The sequence below is a fragment of the Streptacidiphilus alkalitolerans genome (assembly GCF_042511045.1).
In the GTDB taxonomy this organism is placed as follows: domain Bacteria; phylum Actinomycetota; class Actinomycetes; order Streptomycetales; family Streptomycetaceae; genus Streptacidiphilus; species Streptacidiphilus alkalitolerans.
In genome coordinates, this window is record NZ_JBHEZX010000007.1 from 18,910 (window position 1) to 36,705 (window position 17,796).

The window sequence follows — 17,796 nt, forward strand, 5'->3', positions numbered from 1 at the left end:
GAGAAGCCACCGTGAGCAGCAGTACCAGCAGTCCCAGCAGCACCGACCTGCCCCTCCTGGCCCCGGCGAAGCTCACCCGGCGGCTGCTCGGCCAGGAGCTCCTCCTGGTCCTCGCCCTGTCCCTCGGGGCCAACGCCCTCAGCGCGCTGATCAGCTTCATCGGCTCGCTCACCGCGCCCGCGAAGCTCAGTTCGCAGACCGCCCAGCTCAACGGCTCGCTGGCGCCCGGACGGCCCTGGCTGGACCTGAGCTGGCAGCTGTTCGGCATCGCCACGGCGCTGGTGCCGGTGTTCCTGGTGGCCCATCTGCTGCTCCGCGAGGGATCCTCGCTGCGGGCGCTGGGTTTCGACCTGACCCGCCGTCTGAACGACTTCGGCAAGGGCTTCCTGATCGCGGCGGCCATCGGCGGCTCCGGCCTGATGCTCTACCTGGGCGCGCACGCGGCCGGGGTCAGCCTCACCGTGGTGCCCAGCTCGCTGCCGGACGTCTGGTGGCGGATCCCGGTCCTGGTCCTCTCGGCCGCGCAGAACGCGGTGGTCGAGGAGGTCATCGTGGTCGGCTACCTGCTCCGCAGGCTGGACCAGCTGGGCTGGTCCTGGCCTGCGGCGATGGCGACCAGCGCGCTGCTGCGCGGCTCGTACCACCTCTACCAGGGCGTCGGCGGGTTCGTCGGCAACGTGGTGATGGGCCTGATCTTCTGCCTGCTCTACCGCCGCTGGCGCCGGGTCGCTCCGCTGGCCATCGCGCACACCCTGATCGACACGGTGGCCTTCGTCGGCTACGTGCTGCTGGCCGGCCACGTCAGCTGGCTGCCGACCTGACCGACCCCCGTCGCGACCCGACCCCCGCCATGGCCGACCGCGGTCAGGCGTCGAGGACGGCCAGGTCGAGCCCGCGCAGCCGGTCCGGGTCGGCGATCACGTCGATCTCGGTGATCCTGTCGTCGGTGATGGTGAAGGCGAGCACCAGGAACAGCTTTCCGAGCGGGGCCATCACCAGCCCGACCGCCCCGTCGACCAGCGCGGGCTGGGTGAACCTGACCCGCTCGGAGGCGGCGGACGCGCCCCCGGCCACGTTCCGGGCGCCGTGCAGCACCACCGGCTCGGGGGTGGGGCCGGCCGCGCGGTCGGCCCGGAGCACCACGTCCGGGTCGAGCAGCGCCACCAGCGCGTCGAAGTCCCCGCCGCGGGAGGCGGCCACAAAGGCGTCCACGACCCGGCGCTGGCGGCCCAGATCGGCGCCGGACGCCGGGACGCCGCCCTTCACCCGGCGGCGGGCGCGGCTGGCGAGCTGTCTGGCCGCGGTCGGGGACCGCTCGATCATCGGGCCGATCTCGTCGAACGGCACGGCGAACATGTCGTGCAGCACAAAGGCCAGCCGCTCGGCCGGGGTCAGCATGTCCAGCACCACCAGCAGGGCCAGTCCGACCGAGTCGGCGAGCAGCGCTTCCTGCTCGGGGTCGCCCCCGTTCGGACGGTCGGCGGCCCCGTGGCCGGTGACCGGGTCGGGGGCGTACGGGCCGAGGTCGAGCGGGTCCTCGCGCCGGGACGCGCGGGTGCGCAGCATGTTCAGCGACACCCGGGCCACTACCGTGGTCAACCACCCGGTGAGGTTCTCCACCCCGCTGGTGTCGGCGCGGCTGAGCCGCAGCCACGCCTCCTGGACGGCGTCGTCGGCCTCAGCCGCCGAGCCGAGCATCCGGTAGGCCACCGCTCGCAGCCGGGCCCGGTGCTCCTCGAACCGCTCGGTCAGCCATACGCGCTCGTCCATCGGGTCACATTCCTCGGTCGAAGGGTCTCCGGTCTCCTGGGAAGTAGACCCGCGAAAGCCCGCAGATGTGACGACCGTGTCCGGCGGGCGAGAACGTCAGCGGGCGAACTTCTCGACGGCGGCCGGGGTGACCGGGGTGAAGAAGTTGACCAGGTTGCCGTCGGGGTCGCGGAACAGCAGCGACCGGTTGCCCCAGGGCATGGTGGTGGGCTCGGTGACGAAGTCGGCGACGAATCCGGACAGGTTCTCGCGGACGGCGTCCACGTCGTCGACGAGGAACTCGATGATCGCGGTGTGGTTGTCGGCCGGCCGGGCGGCACCGGGCGCGAACAGCCCGACGGTGCGGGTGCTGCCGATGGCCAGGGTGCCGCCGGGGGTGCGGACCTCGGCGAAGTCCTCGGTGGACCAGTCCGCCGGCACCCCGGTCACCCGCTCGTAGAAGCCGACCAGGCGGGTGATGTCGTCGGTGATGACGCGGATCGAGACGAGGTTCATGGTGCTCTCCTTGGGCCGTTGAGCTGGTACATCTCGCAGGCTAGAGCAGATACCGGACAGAAACGGTCCGGTATTCGGGTTAGGCTCGGAGCATGGCTCGACCGACCGGCCGCGTGCTGACCCTCCTGGAACTGCTGCAGTCCGGCGGCATCCGGACGGTGGCCGAACTCGCCGACCGGCTCGGCGTCGACGGACGCACCGTGCGCCGGTACGTGGACCACCTGGTCGACCTCGACGTCCCGGTCGAGTCGGTGCGTGGCCGCTACGGCGGCTACCGGCTCGCCCCCGGCTACCGCCTGCCCCCGCTGATGCTCAATGACGACGAGGCGCTCGCCGTGCTGCTCGGCCTCGTGGCCGGCCGTCGGGCCGGGCTGCTGACCTCGGCGGGTGCGGCCAGCGAGACCGCGGCGGCCAAGATCCGCCGGGTGCTGCCCGAGCGGCTCGCCCGGCAGCTCGACACCGTCCTCGAATCCCTCGCCTTCACCGCCCCGGCGGGCGAGTTCGCCACCCCGGAGACCGGGATCCTGCTCACCCTCGCCGATGCGGTACGTCGGCACCGTCCGGTCCTGATCCGCTACACCTCGCGCGACGGCCGACGCAGCGAACGCACGCTGCACCCGTACGGCATCGTCACCCACGAGGGCCGCTGGTACGTCACCGGCGCCGACCCGGGGGCCGGCGAGGGGGTCGGTTCGGGGGCCGAGCCGGCGGTTGGCTCGGGGACCGGCCAGGACCGGACCTTCCGGCTGGACCGCATCGCCGACGCGCGAACCCTGCCCGGTTCCTTCGACCCGCCCGTCGGGGTCGATCCGGCCCAGCGGGTCCTGTCAGGGCTGGCCACAGCCCCATACCGGCACGAAGTGACCCTGCGGATCCACGGAACGGTCGAACAGATCCGCGCCCGGCTCCCCGCCTCGATCGCGAGCGTGCAGGAACTCCCGTCCGGGGCCGGGGCTGCGCAGTCCGAGCGCTGGTACCGCGTAGAGATCCGGGCGGAACGGCTCGACTGGCTGCCCCCGCTCCTCGCGTCGCTCGACCGCCCCTTCACCATCGAGCGACCGGACGAACTCCGCGCCCTGGTCATCGTGCTCGCCGACCGACTCACCGCGGCTGCCCACCGGCGCTGACCGCCCCGCCGCGATCCTGTCAGCGCCCGGGGTAGCACTGGTCGATCCGGTGCGGGTCATGGAGGACCGTCATCAGCGCGACGATGGTGAGGGCCAGCCCCAACTGCACCGACAACTGGGCCTGCAGCCGGCGGACGCGCCCCGTCTCGCCACGCTCGCCGGCGAAGAGCAGCTTCAGGGCCATCACGGCGCTGATCACCGCGACACAGGCCAGTGCCACCCCGCCGATGGCCAGCGCGGGGTCAAAACTCTGCGGTTCGGTCCGATCCGACTGGCCAGGGCTGAAGCACCCGGACGACAGCAGCAGCAGGATCCACCCCGGAAAGGCCAGGCCGGCTGCGAGGCCGACGACCTCCACCAGCAGTGTCCACAGCGCAATCCGCCACCGCACGTTGCTCCCCCAAGCCCACCCGAGACGCGTTCGATCATCCGCGCGCCTAGGGTGCCAGAGAACTTGAACGTGTTCAACTCTCCTCGATGTGGATGACGTCGGGGCAGGCCAGGTCAATCAGCCGATGGATGACCGCCACGGGCAGTGCGGGGTTGCCGGCTGCGGCCTCGGCGGTGTCCGGATCGCGGAGCAGGCGGACGAGGGCGGGGACGGGCAGTCGCGGATTTCTGATCGCTGCCCGGCGGATCCCGGGGGCGGAGTCGAGCAGGCGCAGCACGGTGGCGGGCGAGAGCCGGGGGTCGGCTGCGGCGCGTGCCCGGACCAGTTCGTGCGGGTCGTCGGCGAAGCGCTCGGTGAGGTCGCTGGTGGAGTCGGGGGCGTCCAGCGCCAACCGGCGCCGCCAGGGGTCCGGGTCGTCGGCGAACCGGAGCAGGGTGTGGCGGGGGAAGTTCGGATGGGAGAGCGCGAGAATGGCGTCCTGCCGCCGCAGCGCGACCTCCAACAGCAGCTCGGCGGGGGCTTCTTCGCAGCACTGGGCGACGGTCGACCGCACCTGGCGGTTGGGGTCGCGGGCGAGGCGGTCCACGACGTCGTGGGGAAGCCGGCGGGCGCGGGCGACGCTGCACCGGATGGCCGCACTCGCGGAGCCGGCCAGGCGGCGCATCGCTTCGGGGTCGTCGTGGAGCTCCTCGACCCAGGCCACGCGGAAGTGGGTGGTGTCCGGAGGCAGGCTTGCGGTGATTGCGGTGCGCAACGGCTCGGTGGCGTCGGGGCGGACGGCGACGGCCAGCCGCACCTGGGGGTCGCTGTCCTGGGCCAGGGCGGTGATCAGGCCGGTGTCCAGGCGGCTGTTCCGGGCAAGGGTGCGGCGCAGACTGCGCTCCGGATGGTGGAGCAGGTGGTCGGCGAGGGTGTGTTCGAGCAGCTGGGAGCGTGCCGCACGCCACTGCTCCGTAGAGTGCAGGGCGTCGAACTCCGGCTGTGTCATCGGCCGGTCGAGGGCAGCCAGCCGGCGCGCGGTCTCCTGTACCTGCGGCGAGGGATCGTCGAGCAGTGCCGCCCGTCGGGCCGGGTCCAGCTGGGGCCAGGAGTATCCGCAGGCCTCCGCGCGCACCTCCGGATCGACATCGGCGGCCAGCGCCACGGCCAGCCGTACCGGTAGGCCCCGGAACCACAGGGCGCGCAGGCGGATCCGCGGATCGGGGTCGCCGGCCCAGCGTTCGAACTCGGCCTCGGTCGCCTTGGGGCAGTGCCAGACAGCCAGTGCCTGGAATCGTCGGCGATAGCGGCCACCGGGTTCGGCGGCGATCAGGCGGGTCCACTGATCAACGCTCATATCCCGCTGGAGTTCGGCGAGTTGCAGGCGGACCCGGCGATCGGGATGCGCGATGGCCGCGTCGACGACCGTGGCTGGCAGCTCCAGCCCTGCCAGCCCGTTGACCACGCCCACCAGCCGCACCAGCTCGTCCGCCGGGGCGATGTGGCTCAGCCCGTGCAGCCACGCCCGCCGCATCGACGGCAGTACGGCCAGCTCCTCGATCCCCACGAACAGCCCGGCCCAGCCGCTGTCCTCCCACTCCCCTGCTCCCCGCATCGACATCCGCACACGCTAGCGGCAGGAATGGCGCTTGCCGAGTGAGTGCTTCCGATATATCGTTGAGGCATCGAGACAGTCGTTCATGGAAGGAACGAAGATCATGCGTTCAGGAGTACCTTTTGACCCCGCACAGCCCGGCCGTTCCGGTCGGGGCGAACGAGGGGAGCGCGGCCATCGGAGCCGTGGGCCGCGGGCGGAGTTCCGGGAGGCTTTCGGCGGCTTCGGGCCGCCGCAGCCCGGGTTCGGCGGTCCCGGCGGACCGTTCGGTCCTGGCTTCGGCCCGTTCCGGGGCGGACCCGGCGGCCGGGGCGGGCGGCACGGCGGTCGGGCGCGGCGCGGTGACGTGCGGGCCTCGCTGCTGGCCCTGCTCAAGGACCGGCCGATGCACGGCTACGAGATGATCCGTGAGATCGCCGAGCGTTCGGGCGGCAGCTGGCGGCCCAGCCCCGGCTCGGTCTACCCCACCCTCCAGATGCTGGAGGAGGAAGGCCTGGTCAGCAGTGAGGAGGACGGCGGCAAGCGGCTGTTCAAGCTCACCGACAGCGGCCGGGCCGAGGCCGAGGCCGGCCCGGAGGCTCCGTGGGAGGAGGCCGGGCAGGGCGAGCACTGGCAGACCGTCAGGGAGTTCGGCCAGGCCGAGGGGGCGGTCCGGGACGCGCTGCGCCAGGTCGTCATCACCGGCACGCCGGACCAGCGGGCCAAGGCGCTGGCCGTGCTCGCCGACGCGAGGAAGCGGATCTACCTCATCCTCGCCGAGGAAAGCTGAGCCGGACCGGGGGTCGGCGCAGCAACCGGTCCACATGGCTTCGGCGCAGTCCCTGCCCGGGGTCGACCGGCATGAGCAGCCGGTCGACCCGGGCGGCGCAGCTGAGCCGGAGCGCGTCCGGGATCAGGTCGTCGAGCCAGGCGAACGGCCGTCCGGCCGCGTGCCGCAGGATCGGCGCCCAGTCGCCGGTGGGCTGCCCCGCGTGGCGCCCGACCGGGACGAAGGGCAGCGCGGGCAGGTCGAGCAGCGGGGCGATGCACAGATTGGCCTGTGCCTCCCAGGTGCTGGCCCAGACCAGCTGGTAGACCGCGGAGAGCTCGCGCAGCCAGTGGCCGTGGCGTACCGACATCAGCACGGTGGAGCCGTGTATCCGATGGGCGGTGAACTCGGCCGCGGGACGCGGGCAGACCGGGTTGAGCACCCCGTCGATGTCGAGGTAGAGCAGCGGCTTGGCGAGCTGTCCGCCGAACGGTGCGGCGGCGGTAGCTGCGGTGCCGGGGAGGAGGTCGATGGAGGGCTCCGGGGGCGGCGGGCGGGGGCAGGTGCGTCCTGCTGTGGTGTCGGACGAGCCGCGGTGCCGACTGGTTGCACGGTATCGGGGGCGCGGGAGTGGCGTGCGCGCCGGGTAGCGCGACTGCGCGCCCCGTGGCGAATCATGGCGAGAGTGATGCGCATCGTTCCCGGTGGGAGCGGCTCGCCCCATGGCGGCGTAACGTGAGGGGTGCACCACAGCCGGTGAGGACAATGAGTAGATCGTATCTGTGGGTTGACTGGTGGTCACGCTTCGCAGCAGACTTCCGGTTGGCAGCGGGCCGTTGTGGCCGTGCCGCCCCTACCCCGTCCCTGACGATGTGGTGGATCACGTGTCACTGAATCTCTTCGGCAGTCCCTCGGCCCATCCTTCGACGGTCGAGAACGAACGCCTGGAACAGATGGGCGCCCTGGAGCCGATAGCGGCCAGGGCCCGGCGCAGAGCTGTCCGCGCGGGCGACACCGAGATCGACACCGGGCACCTGCTGCACGCGCTGCTGGAGTCGGACGAGCGTGCGCTCGGCCTGGTCACGCAACTCCCGACCCAGGCAACCCGGTTGATGGGCTACCTGGCCCAGCGCAGCATCGGTTTCGGCCGCGACTGGCGCCCGGGCGAGGGCGCGAACGCGATACGTCCGCGCCTGTCCGCGCCCCTGGCACCCCCGGGGTGGAGCCGCTCCGCGGCGGCTGCGCTGGAGCGCGCGGCACTGGCCGCGCTGATACGCGACCGCGGTGAGCCGGACGTGCTGGACCTGCTGGCCGAGCTGGTCTCCGACAGCGAGTGCCGGGCCGCCGCGATGCTGCTCGGCGCCGGCGTCGAGCTGCAGGGCACGGTCGCCCGGGTGCGCGCCGCGGCGGGCCGCGCGGCGGAGCAGGACGAGGACGGGGCGGACGAGGACGGGGCGGATGACGACGGGGCGGGCGTAGGCAGGTAGCGCGGTGGGGCAGGGGCGGCAGGGGGTGACGGGGGAGCGGGGGTAGGGGCGGCGGGAGCGGGGCGGGGGAGTGGCGTGGCGGGGGTGGGGCGTCAGTCGCCGAGGGCGGCGCGCAGGTCGGGGTCGGTGGTCTCGGCCCAGGGGGTGCGCACGGTCCGGCGGGTGAGGACGGTCAGCCGATAGCCGGGAAGCCGCTGGTCACGGTGCTGCTCCAGGCGGATCAGCAGCGCCTCGCGCTCGGTGCCGTACTCCTCCGTGGTGCCGGGCCGGTCGTCGATGTGCGCCTGGACGGCGTACTCGGTGATGCCCCCGGACAGCAGGGCGTTGAGCCGGTCGATCTCGCCGAGGAGTGCGCCGACCTCGGCACGGGTGAACGTGTCGGCCTCGGCGCTCTGCGCTTGGTCGAACCTCGCGCGGACGGAGTCGACGGTGGCCGGGGCGGCGGGCGGCCTGGCGGGTGTGGTCAAGGGGTCGACTCCAGAGTCGTACGCGCCGGACGGGTCGGGAGGGAGGGACGGACCGCCCGGAGGGCGGATGCCCGCAGACGGTCGAGGGCCTGGTGGGACGTGGTCCCTGGCGCGGCAGTGTAGAGCAGCAGGCGCTGGTCGTGGCCGGGGACGGTGAGGATCTCGCAGTCGAGTTCCAGCTCGCCGACCAGCGGGTGGACCGTCCGCTTGGTGACGGACCGTCGGACCTCGACCTCACGGCTCGCCCACAGCTCGGCGAACAGCGGGCTGTCGGCGGACAGTTCGTCGACGAGCCGCCGCACCTCGGGGTCGCCGGGATAGCGCCCGCCGGCCCGCAGGTCGGCCACGCACTGACGGGCGAGTTCGAGAGTGTTACCGGAAGCGGCGGCATTCGCACCGCTGAACACCCGCCGCAGCCGGTTGCGCTGACGGAACGGCACCTCGGACAGGTCGCCGATCAGCGCGACCAGCATCCGGTTCCAGGCGAGCACGTCGAAACAGGCGTTGATCACCATGGCCGGGAATCCGTCGAGCCGCTCCAGCAGCCGCAGGACGTTCGCGGGCACCTCGCGGGCCGGGTCGACGGGCGCGGGCGGCTGGTCGGCGAGCCGCAGCAGGTAGTCGTGCTCGTCGCCGGTCAACCGCAGGGCGCGGCCCAGCGCATTGACCACCTGCTCGGAGGGGTGCGGCCCACGGCCCTGCTCCAGCCGGATGTAGTAGTCGACCGAGATCCCCGCCAACAGGGCGAGTTCCTCACGGCGCAGCCCCGGCGTCTGGCGCCGACGACCGGGCGGCAGGCCGACCTCGGCCGGTTGGATCCGGGCCCGCCGACTGCGCAGGAAGCCGCCCAGTTCCGCCCTGCTCGCGCCAGCCCTGTCCCCACCCGCCCTGTCCCCACCCGCGCCGCTCGCGCTCGCGCCACCTGTACCCGCCATCGTCATGACGCCCATGGTGGCACTCGGGCGGCCTGGTACAACCAGTCCCAGGCCCGGCGGTGCCTACCCGGCGGCGTCGCCGCCCGCAGAGACTGAACGGCATGACGATTCTGGTTACCGGGGCGCGCGGCCACGTCGCACGCAGCCTCGTTCAGCAGCTGCTCGCCGCCGACCCCGAGGTCAAGGTCCGCGCGGCCGGACGCGTCCCGGAGGCCGTCCGGTTGCCGGTCGGGGTGGAGCTGGTCCGGGCGGACCTGGCCGAACCGGCGACCCTGGGGCCGGCGCTCACCGGAGCCGCCAAGGTGTTCCTCTACGCCGAACAGCGCGGACTGCGGGGTTTTGTGACGGAGGCGCAGGCAGCCGGGGTCGCGCACATCGTGCTGCTGTCCGCCGCCGGCGCCGATCCCGCCTCGGAGGACGCCATCACCCGCGCGCACGGCGAGGCGGAGCAGACGGTCGCCCGCTCCGGGATCCCGTGGACCTTCCTGCGGCCCGGCGGGTTCGCCACCAACCGGCTGCTGTGGGCCGACACCGTCCGCACCCACGGCGTGGTGCACGAGGCGTTCCCCGACTCGCACTCGTCCCTGATCCACGAGGCCGACATCGCGGCGGTGGCGCTGCACGCCCTGACCGAGCCGGGCCACCACGGCAAGGCCCACACGCTGACCGGGCCGGAGTCGCTGACCGGCCGGCGCCACGTCGAGCTGCTCGCCGAGGCGATCGGCCGACCGCTCCGGATCGAGCCGCAGAGCCTGGACGACTACCGCAGGGCGCTGAGCCGTTGGCCGCCGGAGATCGTGGAGGCCCGGATCCGGCGGATCGCCGCCCTGGTCGACCGCCCGGCCCCCGTCACCGACACCGTCCGCGAGGTGACCGGGCACCCGGCCCGCAGCTTCGCGACCTGGGCCGCGGACCACACCGCGGACTTCGGCCGCTCCGCGGCGTAGGCCGTGGCGCCCGCGGCTGTCCTGCCCTGTCCTGCCCTGCCCCGCCCCGTCGGGTGGGTCAGTGGGCGGCGACCCAGGCGGCGATGTCGGCGACGACCGCGGGGTCCAGATGCTGGGCGGGCTCGTACTCGGCCGGTGACGAGGGGCCCGCGCCGGGGAAGAAGAGATGGTTGTCGGCGTCGTGCACACGGATCGTCACATCCGGGCGCTGGGCCAGGCCGGCCCGCCACAGCGCGAGGTCGTCGGCGACGGTGGCCTGGTAGTCGCGGCCGCCCTGGAGGATCAGCATCGGCCTGCCCGACGCGGCTGCGGTCGCCACCGGGTCGTAGCCGCGCAGATCGAGCCAGTAGGGGGCGGCAACGCCGAAGGGCAGTTCGCTCCTCGGCGTGGACGGGGAGAGGTCGGGGCTGTCGACCGCCTCCGCCAGCCTGGTGAAGGCTTCGACGGCGGGGCGGGCCGCGGCGGCCTGGCCCGGGTTGAGCGAACCGAGGTAGCGGATCTGCCGGACGGCGGCCCAGTGCAGCGGCTGCGCCCCGCCCGCCAGGATGACCAGCCCGGCGACACCGGCCTCGGCCGCCGCCACCCGGGGCGCGACCGTGCCGCCCTGGCTGTGGCCGAGCACAAAGACCCGGTCGGCGTCGACGGACGGGTGCCGGCGGAGCAACTGGACGGCCGCGACGGCGTGGTGGACGTACTCGTCGGTGAGGGTGAAGTCGGGCTCGTTCTCGACCTCGGCGGGATGGGCGTAGGTGACCTTGTCGAAGCGCAGGACCGCCGTGCCGCGGTCGGCCAGGCCCCAGGCGAGGTCCTTGAGGTGCTTGTTTCGCCCCATCGTCCCGTCGCGGTCGGCCGGCCCCGAACCCGCGAGCAGCACGATCGCGGGCAGCAGCGGCAGCGGCAGCGGCCCGGCCGAGTGGCGCGGCTCGGCCGATCCCCGCGGCAGCGGGCACCGCGAGCGGGCCGGAGCCGACGGTCACGTCCTGCTCGTCGAATGACTCCGGGTCCGCGTAGGGCGGTGGCTGCCACGGCCGCACGGGCTCGGCCGCCGCTGCGGGGGCGAGCTGAAGACCGGTCAGCCGGTCCTGGCCGTCCACTCCGACGATCAGCGTCAGCTCCCCGTGCTCGAATACCAGAGGGATCTTCACCACGGCCGCTCCGACCTCCGAGGGCTCGCTCACCGGCGTTCCGGCGGATCGCAGCGGGCCGTTGCGGTCGAGCTCGGCGGTCCACGCGCCCTGGAGCGCCTCGGCCGACACCAGGCCCCGAAGCTGCGGCACGAACATCTCGCGAATCTCCGCGAAGCGCCCCGCCCGCGCCCTGTCGAGCACGCTCAGGGCCGTGGGAACAGCTCCGGTCGCCATGGTGATTCCCTCCGCGTCAACGAGCCTGCAGCGGGGACAGGCTAGGCGATGACGGTGAAATTGTGCTTTGCGCCGAGGGCGGTGAGGGAGGTCCTGCCCGGGATGCCGTTGACGTCGGCGCCGGTCCAGCCCAGGTGGTGGGCGGCGCTGTAGGCCTTCTGCCACTTCGCGTACGCCTCGACGGTCAGTGAGCCGAAGGAGCCGTCGGCTGCGTACTGCGCCGCCAGATAGCCCTCTGCCTTGAGGGCCTGCTCGACCGGGCGGACGTCGGACGGGTGGGTGGTGTGGCCCTGCGCCGCGGCCGGGTCGGCCTTCGCCGCCGCGATCACGTTCTTCAGCGACACCTTCGGCTTGGTCGGGACCGGCTTGGGATCCACGCCCGGCCAGTACGCCGCCACCACCGACTCGTCGTACTGGGCTGTGTTCTTGTACTGGAGGGCGATCGCCCCGGCCGGGATGACCGCGGCGACGCCGAAGTGCGCGATCCAGTAGTGCGGCGGGGCCACGTCCGCGGCGGCGAACGCGGCCCGAACCGCGGGCCAGGTACTGGTGTTGCAGTACACCGTGGGGTCGACTCCGGCGGCGCGGCGCAGCTTCACCCAGCCCGGGGCCTGCGCCGGGGTCGCGTCGCCGGCCTCGACGTCCAGTACGGTGCCGCCGTTGAAGCCGGCCGTCACCGCGATGCCGACGACCACGGCGTGCGGGAACCGGGCCTTCAGCCCGGGGATGTTGGCGTAGCGCCCGTTCACATAACCCGCGACCAGGGTCGCCCCGGCCGGGATGCCGGACGGGTCCACCGCGTCGTACATGTAGCGCGTCACAGTGCAGGCCCTTTCTTCTGCAACTGGAATGCGGTCATGCCACAACGGTAGACCTCGTCCGGCCGCCGGCGCGGAGGTACGGGACGGTAGCCAGGCAGCGCGGCCGTTGCTGACGGCGGGTCAGCGCCGCTAGACGACGTCCGGGATGAGGTTGATCTCCTTGTTCAGGTCAACCGAGTAGTCCTGGGTGATGCTCTGCTTGGCCAGCAGGGCCTGGACGACCCTCCGGGCGAGGGGCTTGCCGTGGTTTCCGGCGTCGATGATCGACCGGGAGAGCAACTGCTCGTCGTTCAGCAGCACTGCGATGTCTGCCATCCGCTGCCACAACGCCTGGTCCGCGTGTTCCTGCGCCTCCTGGGCCAGGATGGCGGCGTCCGTCACCGGGAACACCGGTGCGGCCTGCCGGGCCCTGGCCGTGAGGTGGGTCCGGGCCGCTGGGGCCGCGTGCAGGATCAGCTCGTGCAGCAGACCGCTGTGCAGCCCGCTGCCCAGGGCGTCGACCGGCATGATGACGGTGATGCGGGTGTTCGGCTGCTTCCACTCGACCAGCGTCTCCTGGTCGTCCGCGTCCGACTCCTCGGACGACGACGTTGCCGCTGCCTTGACCTTCTCGACGAGGACGAGGAGCCGGATGTCCTGGACCGTCACGATGCTGTTCACGGTCTGGTCGACGGACGCGACGGCCCTGACGAACTTGCCCGCGTCCTCCTTGAGTGCAGTGGATGCTGTTCCATCGATCGTCAGCACAGGTTCCCCCCTGATGAGCTGATGCGGGCCCCGGTTGGCCCGCGGTCGTGCAGCACGCTATCCGGCAGTGTGTCGACTGGGAACAGAAATGGGCCAATTCGGCTCAAGGGGAAAGGAGTTGACCTGATTGCTGTGAAGCGTGCGACGGCAGGGACACGGTGGTGTCCGATGTCCGGTGGCGACGGACGCCGGCCGACGAGTTTCCCTTCGCCGACCGGATCCATTGGGCCGCTCTGGCACAGCCCGCGTCCTGGCAGCACCTGGTGTGCGGTGTCGATCCTACGAACGGCCCGGAGTCGGTGCGAAGGGTTTTGCGGTCGCCTCGGTTGGGCTGTGACGGTCGGTCAGCCGATCTGCTCCCAGGGCCACTTCGCCGACACGCCACGCTCCAGCATCGGGATCATGCGGAACGCGGAGTCGCCCAGGCCACCGAAGACGTGCCGGTTACGGCTTCCGGAGGGCGCGTGGCCGGCCTGGTAGCCGGCCAGGTTCCAGGTGTACATCGGCACGGTCTCCGGGATCGAGTTGCTGATGCCGACGGGATCGGCGCCGGCCTGCTCGTCGGTGACGATGACGACCCGGTCGTGGCCCTTGAACGTGGCCCGCAGCGCCGCGGCGGTGTCGGTGCCGCCGCCGAGGAACCAGCCTCCGTCCTTCCACTGCTTGACGTCCGTGAGCAGCGATCGGCCGGCGGCGAGGGGGAAGTCCTTGACCTTCGCGCCGGGCCGGTCGTTCCGGTAGTACTTGGCGGAGGAGAACGACACGACGTCCGCGGTCGCGCAGCGCCGGCCGAGGGCGATCCCGAACAGCGCGGCGGCGTCCCAGCGCATCAGGGTACCGTCCTTGGAGAACCCGGCGCTCATCGAGGAGCTGGTGTCGACCAGGATCAGGCTACGGCCGGTCAGCTTCGGGATGTTCGCCAGCGACGCGGTCAGGGCCTTCTCCAGCGCCCAACCCCAGCGCAGCGACGGCGCGGCGTTGTACGCGGAGTAGAACCGCATGGGCAACTGCCGCGAGCGGGCGACCTGTTCCGGGTTGCCGAGGCGCGCGGCCACCTGCTCGGCGACGGTGTCGGACACCCCGGCCTGGTCGAAGTTGCGCAGGTTGCGGAGCAGAGCCGTGTAGCCCATGTTCGGGATCACGGTCTCCCAGGCGTCCTTGTCCATCGGCCCCTGGAGCCAGCCGGCGAGGGCCTCCCAGGTGAGCTTGGAGGCACGGAACAGGTTGTCCTGCTCGGTGGAGCCCCCGCCGAGCAGCACGGCACGGCGCTCCGCGACGGGCACGGCCATGAGCAGCGCGTGGGCCCGGACCGGGCCGAGGCGTGCGGGGATCTCGGTGTCGCGTCCGTGGCGCCGGTCGATGGCGTGCTTGAACAGGTCGCCCTGCCAGGGCTTGTCCGCGGCGGGGGAGGGGTGCACGAGTTCGAGGACGTCGCCGAAGCGGTAGCCCTTGGAATCGGTGTCGTACTTCAGCAGCGCCTTGCTGTCGTACAGGCGCTGGACGGCGTCCGCGACCCCGCGCTTCACCGGCTTGGGCAGGTTGCGGCCGTAGCGCGAGGTCCAGTACGCGAGCAGCTCGCCGGGCTCGTCGGGGCGCTGCAGCACGGAGGCGATGACCTTGCGGTTCAGCCCGGCTGTTGCGTCGGAGGGGTCCGGCCCGCCGGCGGCGAGGCGTGCCTTGACGAACTCGGCCGCCCCGACGATGGAGGCGGTGCGCATGTTCCCGTCGCCGCGGAGCCAGCCGAGCAGGCCGGCGGTCCATGCGGGGTCCTGTACGGCGAGGGTGTGGACGAGCTGGGTGAAGCGGTCGTCGCGGGCGCCGCCGGTCTCGTAGAAGGCGTCCTGGCCGACGAAGTTGGCGACGGCGAGCAGGAAGAGCTCGGACTTGGCGCTGCGGAGGTGACCGGTGCCGCCCTCGTGGGTGACGGTGGTCCGTCCCGTGCTGGTCACGGGCGAGAGCGCGGTCGGCTTGGCCGTACGGGTGTTGAAACGGGACATGGAGAACCCCTCGCGTGGGAGGGGAAGACGATGCGGTGGGTGCCCGAGATCGAAGTCGGCAACGGAACGGGTCTCTTCACTGCCGTGACCGGGGCAAGGCGGAGCCTCGCACCGGGACGACTCCAAGAAGTATCCGTGGCCTGCGCACCGGGCACCCCGATGCATGTCCTCCCGAGATCAGTGTCGGCTGCGGTCCTGCGGGGTTCGATCCCCGCACGCCAGTAGGCGTTTCTGCCAAAAGAAGTAACCGCGGCCTTCGCACCGGGAGGTGCTGTGAAGTTGTGTGTCCAGAGATCAAGGTCGACTACGGAAACGCGCGCGCTGCTGTTACGCCACCGCTGATCGAGCTCAGCGGCCGGGACTTGCACCCGGACCTCGTCCATCAGAAGGGAAGTATCCGTGGCCTGCGCACCTGGACGACCCGAGCATATACAGCGGCGGCGGTGCTGGGCCCGGCATTTATTCGGGCGCAGCGACGACCTTCCGTCAACAGACCGTCAGCGTCAGTGGTTGACCGCGAAGCGAAGCAGCGCCTGGATGTTGCCCTGCTCGACGTTCCCACGGGCGTTGACCACCTCCAGCGTCCACGACGTCCCCGCGCGCACGGCCTTGGCGACCGCGATCGCGTTGCCCGTGCCCAGCAGGCTCGGCCAGATGTCGGCGACGACGTCCATCGTGCCGCCGGTGCCGTCGTAGACCTTGCAGCTGACCTTCGCGGCCTTCTCGAAGGAGGTGCCCTTCTTGAACGCCGCGATGGTGATCAGCACCGCGGTGATGTGGCTGGGTATCCGGTTGAGTTCCATGCGGATGAACTCGTCGTCGCCGTCGCCCTTGCCGGTCTGGTTGTCGCCGGTGCTGGTGACGCTGCCGTCGTCCATGGCGTCGGTGACGTCCAGGCCGACGTAGCGCACGGGCTGGCGGTCGGCGTCGAGGAGGATGCCGAAGGCGTCCAGGTCCACGCCCTTCTTGCGCTTGGCCCGGCCGAGCAGGCCGCCGCTGGCGCCGCCGGTGGCGTCCCAGGACAAGCCCATGCCGAGGGTGGTGACACCAGTGAGGTCGTTGGGTCCGTCGCCCTTGGTGAGGGTGGGCATGTGTTCTTGTCCTTTTCTCTTGAGTTCTGGAGTTATGGAATTGTGGAGCACGACAGCGGACGGCAGTCGTTCCGTTCCCTGGTCCGTGTGACTGACGAGGTGCGGACATCATGCCGTGCCTGTTGTGACGGCGACGTACGGGGTCCCGGTTGCGATGGTTCGCAGGCCACCTCGGCGCGGTCGGCCATGGCTAGAGTCCACGAGGAGCGCCTACCGGAGAAGGGACCACCCCATGCCGAGTCCTGCCCCCGCCCTCACCCTCGCGGACGTCGACGCGCTGGCGGCGCGGGCCCACGCCGGCCAGTTCGACAAGATCGGCGTCCCCTACGTCAACCACGTCCGCGCGGTCTCGGCCGGGCTCGCTCCGTTCGGTGTCGGGCTGCAGATGGCCGGACTGCTCCACGACACGCTGGAGGACACCACGCTGACACCGGAGCTGCTGCGCGCGGCGGGTGTGCCGTTCAGCGTGGTCACGCTGGTCCGCAAGGTCACCAACCGCGAGGGCGTCGCCTACGAGGACATGCTGGACGGCATCCGCGCGGACTACTCCGCGACCCTGCTGAAGGTCAGCGACAACGCCCACAACAGCCTCCCCGACCGCGCCGCCCAGCTCCTACCGGAGCAGCGCCTGCGGCTCGCGGAGAAGTACCGGCACGCCCGTTCCGTGCTCTGGCCCTCCGTACCCCACGAGGACGTCCGAGCGATCCTCCGCATCGTCAACCCGTCCCTGCTCACCGAACTGACGGCGGCGATGAGCCGGTGACTCGGCTCATCGCCGCCTTGACGTCACAGGCCGGGCAGCGCAGGACGGTGCCGCCCCAGCCAGTGTCGCCGTGAACCTCGGCAACGACCCGTGCCCCGACCGTGTACGTGTCGCATCCGCCGCAGTAGCCAGTCTTCGTCGTGCCCGTCGGCAGGAGGTCAGGGATCACTCGGCGCTCCCGGCGAGTCCGGCCATCGCAGCCTGGGTGATCTCCATGGCTCCGATCAGCAGCCCGTAGCAGGCGTCGTGGTCCAGGGCGGCGCGCGGGCTGGAGCAGTCCTTGGGGCGGGCGGCGACGACGCGGCCCTCGGTGGGCTCGTCGCAGTAGTCGCAGGCCCTCTCGCCTGCCCGGTGCTGTTCCCACAGGGCGGTTGCGAGCCATGCGGCCCCGGTCAGGCGCCTGATGCTGGGAAGGTACGCCCACGACGCCTCCCGGCCGGTGTTCCTCTCCGACGCCGGCACGCGCAGCCAGCCTCCGGTGCTCAGGAGTTCGGTGCCGCGGGGCCAGGTGTCGGAGGAGCCGGGGGCTATGAGCCAGTACAGCCAGCCGCCGCGCAGGTCCTGCAGGACCGGGCCGAGCCGGTCGCGGTCCTCGGGCCGTGTGAGGAACTGATCGAGGAGGACCACGCCCGGGGCGAGCCGGGTGCGGACCGCGTCCCACAGGACTCCGGTGGGCAGCAGTGCAGTGAGATGCTCACCCTGCTGCTGTTCCGCCCCGGGCGGGATCAGCCAGCTCGGCGACAGCAGCGCGGCCGTGTCAATCATGACCGGCCGCCCGCGTGCCCGGGGTGCGCGGCGACGGGCCACGTCAGGTGGGTACCGTCGCCGATGTCGACCTTGACGTGGCCGGCCGGGACCAGCTCACCGGCGGCATCACCACAGATGATGCAGGCCTTCTCGTGGAGCTGCTCGCGGGAGTACGTGTTGGCACTCACGGGCGGCATGTCAGCAGGCGCCGGGGGTGCCGGCTGGGTCTCGGTCATGATCCGAGAGTGGACCGGGCTGCTGGCGGTGGCAATTGCAGCCTGTCTATGAGAACGGCCCATCTCATAGCC

The 17,796-nt window shown here is 71.9% G+C and carries 21 protein-coding genes; 7 read left to right on the forward strand and 14 right to left on the reverse strand.

Annotation, left to right across the window (positions count from 1 at the left end; all coding sequences use genetic code 11):
* Positions 1–11: 11 nt before the first annotated feature.
* Positions 12–821: a CPBP family intramembrane glutamic endopeptidase gene (locus tag ACEZDG_RS17350; RefSeq protein ID WP_380509889.1), complete on the forward strand. Its 810-nt coding sequence runs from the start codon at positions 12–14 to the stop codon at positions 819–821.
* Between the two features lie 43 nt (positions 822–864).
* Here ACEZDG_RS17350 and ACEZDG_RS17355 read toward each other — a convergent pair whose 3' ends face one another.
* Both ACEZDG_RS17355 and ACEZDG_RS17360 read right to left on the reverse strand, forming a co-directional pair.
* Positions 865–1,770, reverse strand: a complete 906-nt coding sequence (locus tag ACEZDG_RS17355) for a sigma-70 family RNA polymerase sigma factor (RefSeq protein ID WP_380509892.1) — start codon at positions 1,768–1,770, stop codon at positions 865–867.
* Between the two features lie 96 nt (positions 1,771–1,866).
* Entirely contained in the window at positions 1,867–2,265 is a 399-nt protein-coding gene (locus tag ACEZDG_RS17360; protein WP_380509895.1) for a VOC family protein, read from the reverse strand.
* A gap of 92 nt (positions 2,266–2,357) precedes the next feature.
* Here ACEZDG_RS17360 and ACEZDG_RS17365 point away from each other — a divergent pair, with 92 nt between their 5' ends.
* The gene (locus ACEZDG_RS17365) at positions 2,358–3,392 is read left to right on the forward strand and encodes a helix-turn-helix transcriptional regulator (protein WP_380509898.1); all 1,035 of its coding nucleotides are present in this window, start codon (positions 2,358–2,360) and stop codon (positions 3,390–3,392) included.
* A 19-nt stretch (positions 3,393–3,411) separates the two neighbouring features.
* On the opposite strand, the gene ACEZDG_RS17370 is transcribed toward ACEZDG_RS17365, so the two are convergent.
* The gene (locus ACEZDG_RS17370) at positions 3,412–3,783 is read right to left on the reverse strand and encodes a hypothetical protein (protein ID WP_380509901.1); all 372 of its coding nucleotides are present in this window, start codon (positions 3,781–3,783) and stop codon (positions 3,412–3,414) included.
* 73 nt (positions 3,784–3,856) lie between these two features.
* Entirely contained in the window at positions 3,857–5,383 is a 1,527-nt protein-coding gene (locus tag ACEZDG_RS17375; protein ID WP_380509904.1) for a PE-PGRS family protein, read from the reverse strand.
* 97 nt (positions 5,384–5,480) lie between these two features.
* Here ACEZDG_RS17375 and ACEZDG_RS17380 point away from each other — a divergent pair, with 97 nt between their 5' ends.
* On the forward strand, positions 5,481–6,146 hold the full coding sequence (locus ACEZDG_RS17380) for a PadR family transcriptional regulator (protein WP_380509907.1): 666 nt from the start codon (positions 5,481–5,483) through the stop codon (positions 6,144–6,146).
* Here the strand turns inward: ACEZDG_RS17380 and ACEZDG_RS17385 are convergent.
* Positions 6,124–6,849 carry an HAD domain-containing protein gene (locus ACEZDG_RS17385; protein ID WP_380509910.1) on the reverse strand — a complete coding sequence of 242 codons (726 nt, stop codon included), beginning with the start codon at positions 6,847–6,849 and terminating at the stop codon, positions 6,124–6,126. The two genes, ACEZDG_RS17380 and ACEZDG_RS17385, sit on opposite strands and share 23 nt — an antisense overlap.
* A gap of 160 nt (positions 6,850–7,009) precedes the next feature.
* Here ACEZDG_RS17385 and ACEZDG_RS17390 point away from each other — a divergent pair, with 160 nt between their 5' ends.
* Positions 7,010–7,612 carry a Clp protease N-terminal domain-containing protein gene (locus ACEZDG_RS17390; RefSeq protein WP_380509913.1) on the forward strand — a complete coding sequence of 201 codons (603 nt, stop codon included), beginning with the start codon at positions 7,010–7,012 and terminating at the stop codon, positions 7,610–7,612.
* A gap of 92 nt (positions 7,613–7,704) precedes the next feature.
* Here the strand turns inward: ACEZDG_RS17390 and ACEZDG_RS17395 are convergent, their stop codons facing one another.
* Together ACEZDG_RS17395 and ACEZDG_RS17400 are read right to left on the reverse strand one after the other, a co-directional pair.
* Positions 7,705–8,079 (reverse strand): hypothetical protein, encoded by a 375-nt coding sequence (locus tag ACEZDG_RS17395; protein ID WP_380509916.1) that lies wholly within the window; start codon positions 8,077–8,079, stop codon positions 7,705–7,707.
* Positions 8,076–9,020 carry a helix-turn-helix transcriptional regulator gene (locus ACEZDG_RS17400; protein WP_380509919.1) on the reverse strand — a complete coding sequence of 315 codons (945 nt, stop codon included), beginning with the start codon at positions 9,018–9,020 and terminating at the stop codon, positions 8,076–8,078. Before ACEZDG_RS17400 ends, ACEZDG_RS17395 begins: the two co-directional genes overlap by 4 nt.
* Positions 9,021–9,115: 95 nt before the next feature.
* On the opposite strand from ACEZDG_RS17400, the gene ACEZDG_RS17405 reads away from it, so the two are divergent.
* Positions 9,116–9,961 (forward strand): NAD(P)H-binding protein, encoded by an 846-nt coding sequence (locus ACEZDG_RS17405; RefSeq protein WP_380509922.1) that lies wholly within the window; start codon positions 9,116–9,118, stop codon positions 9,959–9,961.
* A 58-nt stretch (positions 9,962–10,019) separates the two neighbouring features.
* On the opposite strand, the gene ACEZDG_RS17410 is transcribed toward ACEZDG_RS17405, so the two are convergent.
* Positions 10,020–10,793 carry an alpha/beta hydrolase family protein gene (locus tag ACEZDG_RS17410; protein WP_380509925.1) on the reverse strand — a complete coding sequence of 258 codons (774 nt, stop codon included), beginning with the start codon at positions 10,791–10,793 and terminating at the stop codon, positions 10,020–10,022.
* On the opposite strand from ACEZDG_RS17410, the gene ACEZDG_RS17415 reads away from it, so the two are divergent.
* The gene (locus ACEZDG_RS17415) at positions 10,780–10,956 is read left to right on the forward strand and encodes a hypothetical protein (protein ID WP_380509928.1); all 177 of its coding nucleotides are present in this window, start codon (positions 10,780–10,782) and stop codon (positions 10,954–10,956) included. The genes ACEZDG_RS17410 and ACEZDG_RS17415 overlap by 14 nt on opposite strands.
* 407 nt (positions 10,957–11,363) lie before the next feature.
* Here ACEZDG_RS17415 and ACEZDG_RS17420 read toward each other — a convergent pair whose 3' ends face one another.
* From ACEZDG_RS17420 to ACEZDG_RS17435, 4 genes are all read right to left on the reverse strand, one after another.
* Complete coding sequence (locus ACEZDG_RS17420; RefSeq protein ID WP_380509931.1) at positions 11,364–12,143, reverse strand: hypothetical protein; 780 nt, start codon at positions 12,141–12,143, stop codon at positions 11,364–11,366.
* Between the two features lie 129 nt (positions 12,144–12,272).
* A complete protein-coding gene (locus ACEZDG_RS17425) occupies positions 12,273–12,890 on the reverse strand; it encodes a hypothetical protein (protein WP_380509934.1) in 618 nt (205 codons plus the stop codon).
* A 344-nt stretch (positions 12,891–13,234) separates the two neighbouring features.
* Positions 13,235–14,887: a TROVE domain-containing protein gene (locus tag ACEZDG_RS17430; protein ID WP_380509937.1), complete on the reverse strand. Its 1,653-nt coding sequence runs from the start codon at positions 14,885–14,887 to the stop codon at positions 13,235–13,237.
* A 503-nt stretch (positions 14,888–15,390) separates the two neighbouring features.
* Positions 15,391–15,978: a TerD family protein gene (locus ACEZDG_RS17435; RefSeq protein WP_380509940.1), complete on the reverse strand. Its 588-nt coding sequence runs from the start codon at positions 15,976–15,978 to the stop codon at positions 15,391–15,393.
* Positions 15,979–16,210: 232 nt separating this feature from the next.
* Here ACEZDG_RS17435 and ACEZDG_RS17440 point away from each other — a divergent pair, with 232 nt between their 5' ends.
* Positions 16,211–16,741: a phosphohydrolase gene (locus ACEZDG_RS17440; RefSeq protein WP_380509943.1), complete on the forward strand. Its 531-nt coding sequence runs from the start codon at positions 16,211–16,213 to the stop codon at positions 16,739–16,741.
* 165 nt (positions 16,742–16,906) lie between these two features.
* Here the strand turns inward: ACEZDG_RS17440 and ACEZDG_RS17445 are convergent, their stop codons facing one another.
* Positions 16,907–17,506, reverse strand: coding sequence for a hypothetical protein (locus tag ACEZDG_RS17445; protein WP_380509946.1), 600 nt, complete (start codon positions 17,504–17,506; stop codon positions 16,907–16,909).
* Positions 17,503–17,724 carry a hypothetical protein gene (locus ACEZDG_RS17450; RefSeq protein ID WP_380509949.1) on the reverse strand — a complete coding sequence of 74 codons (222 nt, stop codon included), beginning with the start codon at positions 17,722–17,724 and terminating at the stop codon, positions 17,503–17,505. The genes ACEZDG_RS17445 and ACEZDG_RS17450 overlap by 4 nt, the downstream gene beginning before the upstream one ends.
* Between the last annotated feature and the right edge of the window lie 72 nt (positions 17,725–17,796).

Bases quoted from the DNA above. Each gene is read 5' to 3' on its own strand.
- ACEZDG_RS17355 (WP_380509892.1), bottom strand. From the start codon at position 1,770: ATGGACGAGCGCGTATGGCTGACCGAGCGGTTCGAGGAGCACCGGGCC.
- ACEZDG_RS17360 (WP_380509895.1), bottom strand. From the start codon at position 2,265: ATGAACCTCGTCTCGATCCGCGTCATCACCGACGACATCACCCGCCTG.
- ACEZDG_RS17365 (WP_380509898.1), top strand. From the start codon at position 2,358: ATGGCTCGACCGACCGGCCGCGTGCTGACCCTCCTGGAACTGCTGCAG.
- ACEZDG_RS17375 (WP_380509904.1), bottom strand. From the start codon at position 5,383: ATGTCGATGCGGGGAGCAGGGGAGTGGGAGGACAGCGGCTGGGCCGGG.
- ACEZDG_RS17380 (WP_380509907.1), top strand. From the start codon at position 5,481: ATGCGTTCAGGAGTACCTTTTGACCCCGCACAGCCCGGCCGTTCCGGT.
- ACEZDG_RS17385 (WP_380509910.1), bottom strand. From the start codon at position 6,849: ATGGGGCGAGCCGCTCCCACCGGGAACGATGCGCATCACTCTCGCCAT.
- ACEZDG_RS17400 (WP_380509919.1), bottom strand. From the start codon at position 9,020: ATGACGATGGCGGGTACAGGTGGCGCGAGCGCGAGCGGCGCGGGTGGG.
- ACEZDG_RS17405 (WP_380509922.1), top strand. From the start codon at position 9,116: ATGACGATTCTGGTTACCGGGGCGCGCGGCCACGTCGCACGCAGCCTC.
- ACEZDG_RS17410 (WP_380509925.1), bottom strand. From the start codon at position 10,793: ATGGGGCGAAACAAGCACCTCAAGGACCTCGCCTGGGGCCTGGCCGAC.
- ACEZDG_RS17430 (WP_380509937.1), bottom strand. From the start codon at position 14,887: ATGTCCCGTTTCAACACCCGTACGGCCAAGCCGACCGCGCTCTCGCCC.
- ACEZDG_RS17435 (WP_380509940.1), bottom strand. From the start codon at position 15,978: ATGCCCACCCTCACCAAGGGCGACGGACCCAACGACCTCACTGGTGTC.
- ACEZDG_RS17440 (WP_380509943.1), top strand. From the start codon at position 16,211: ATGCCGAGTCCTGCCCCCGCCCTCACCCTCGCGGACGTCGACGCGCTG.
- ACEZDG_RS17445 (WP_380509946.1), bottom strand. From the start codon at position 17,506: ATGATTGACACGGCCGCGCTGCTGTCGCCGAGCTGGCTGATCCCGCCC.
- ACEZDG_RS17450 (WP_380509949.1), bottom strand. From the start codon at position 17,724: ATGACCGAGACCCAGCCGGCACCCCCGGCGCCTGCTGACATGCCGCCC.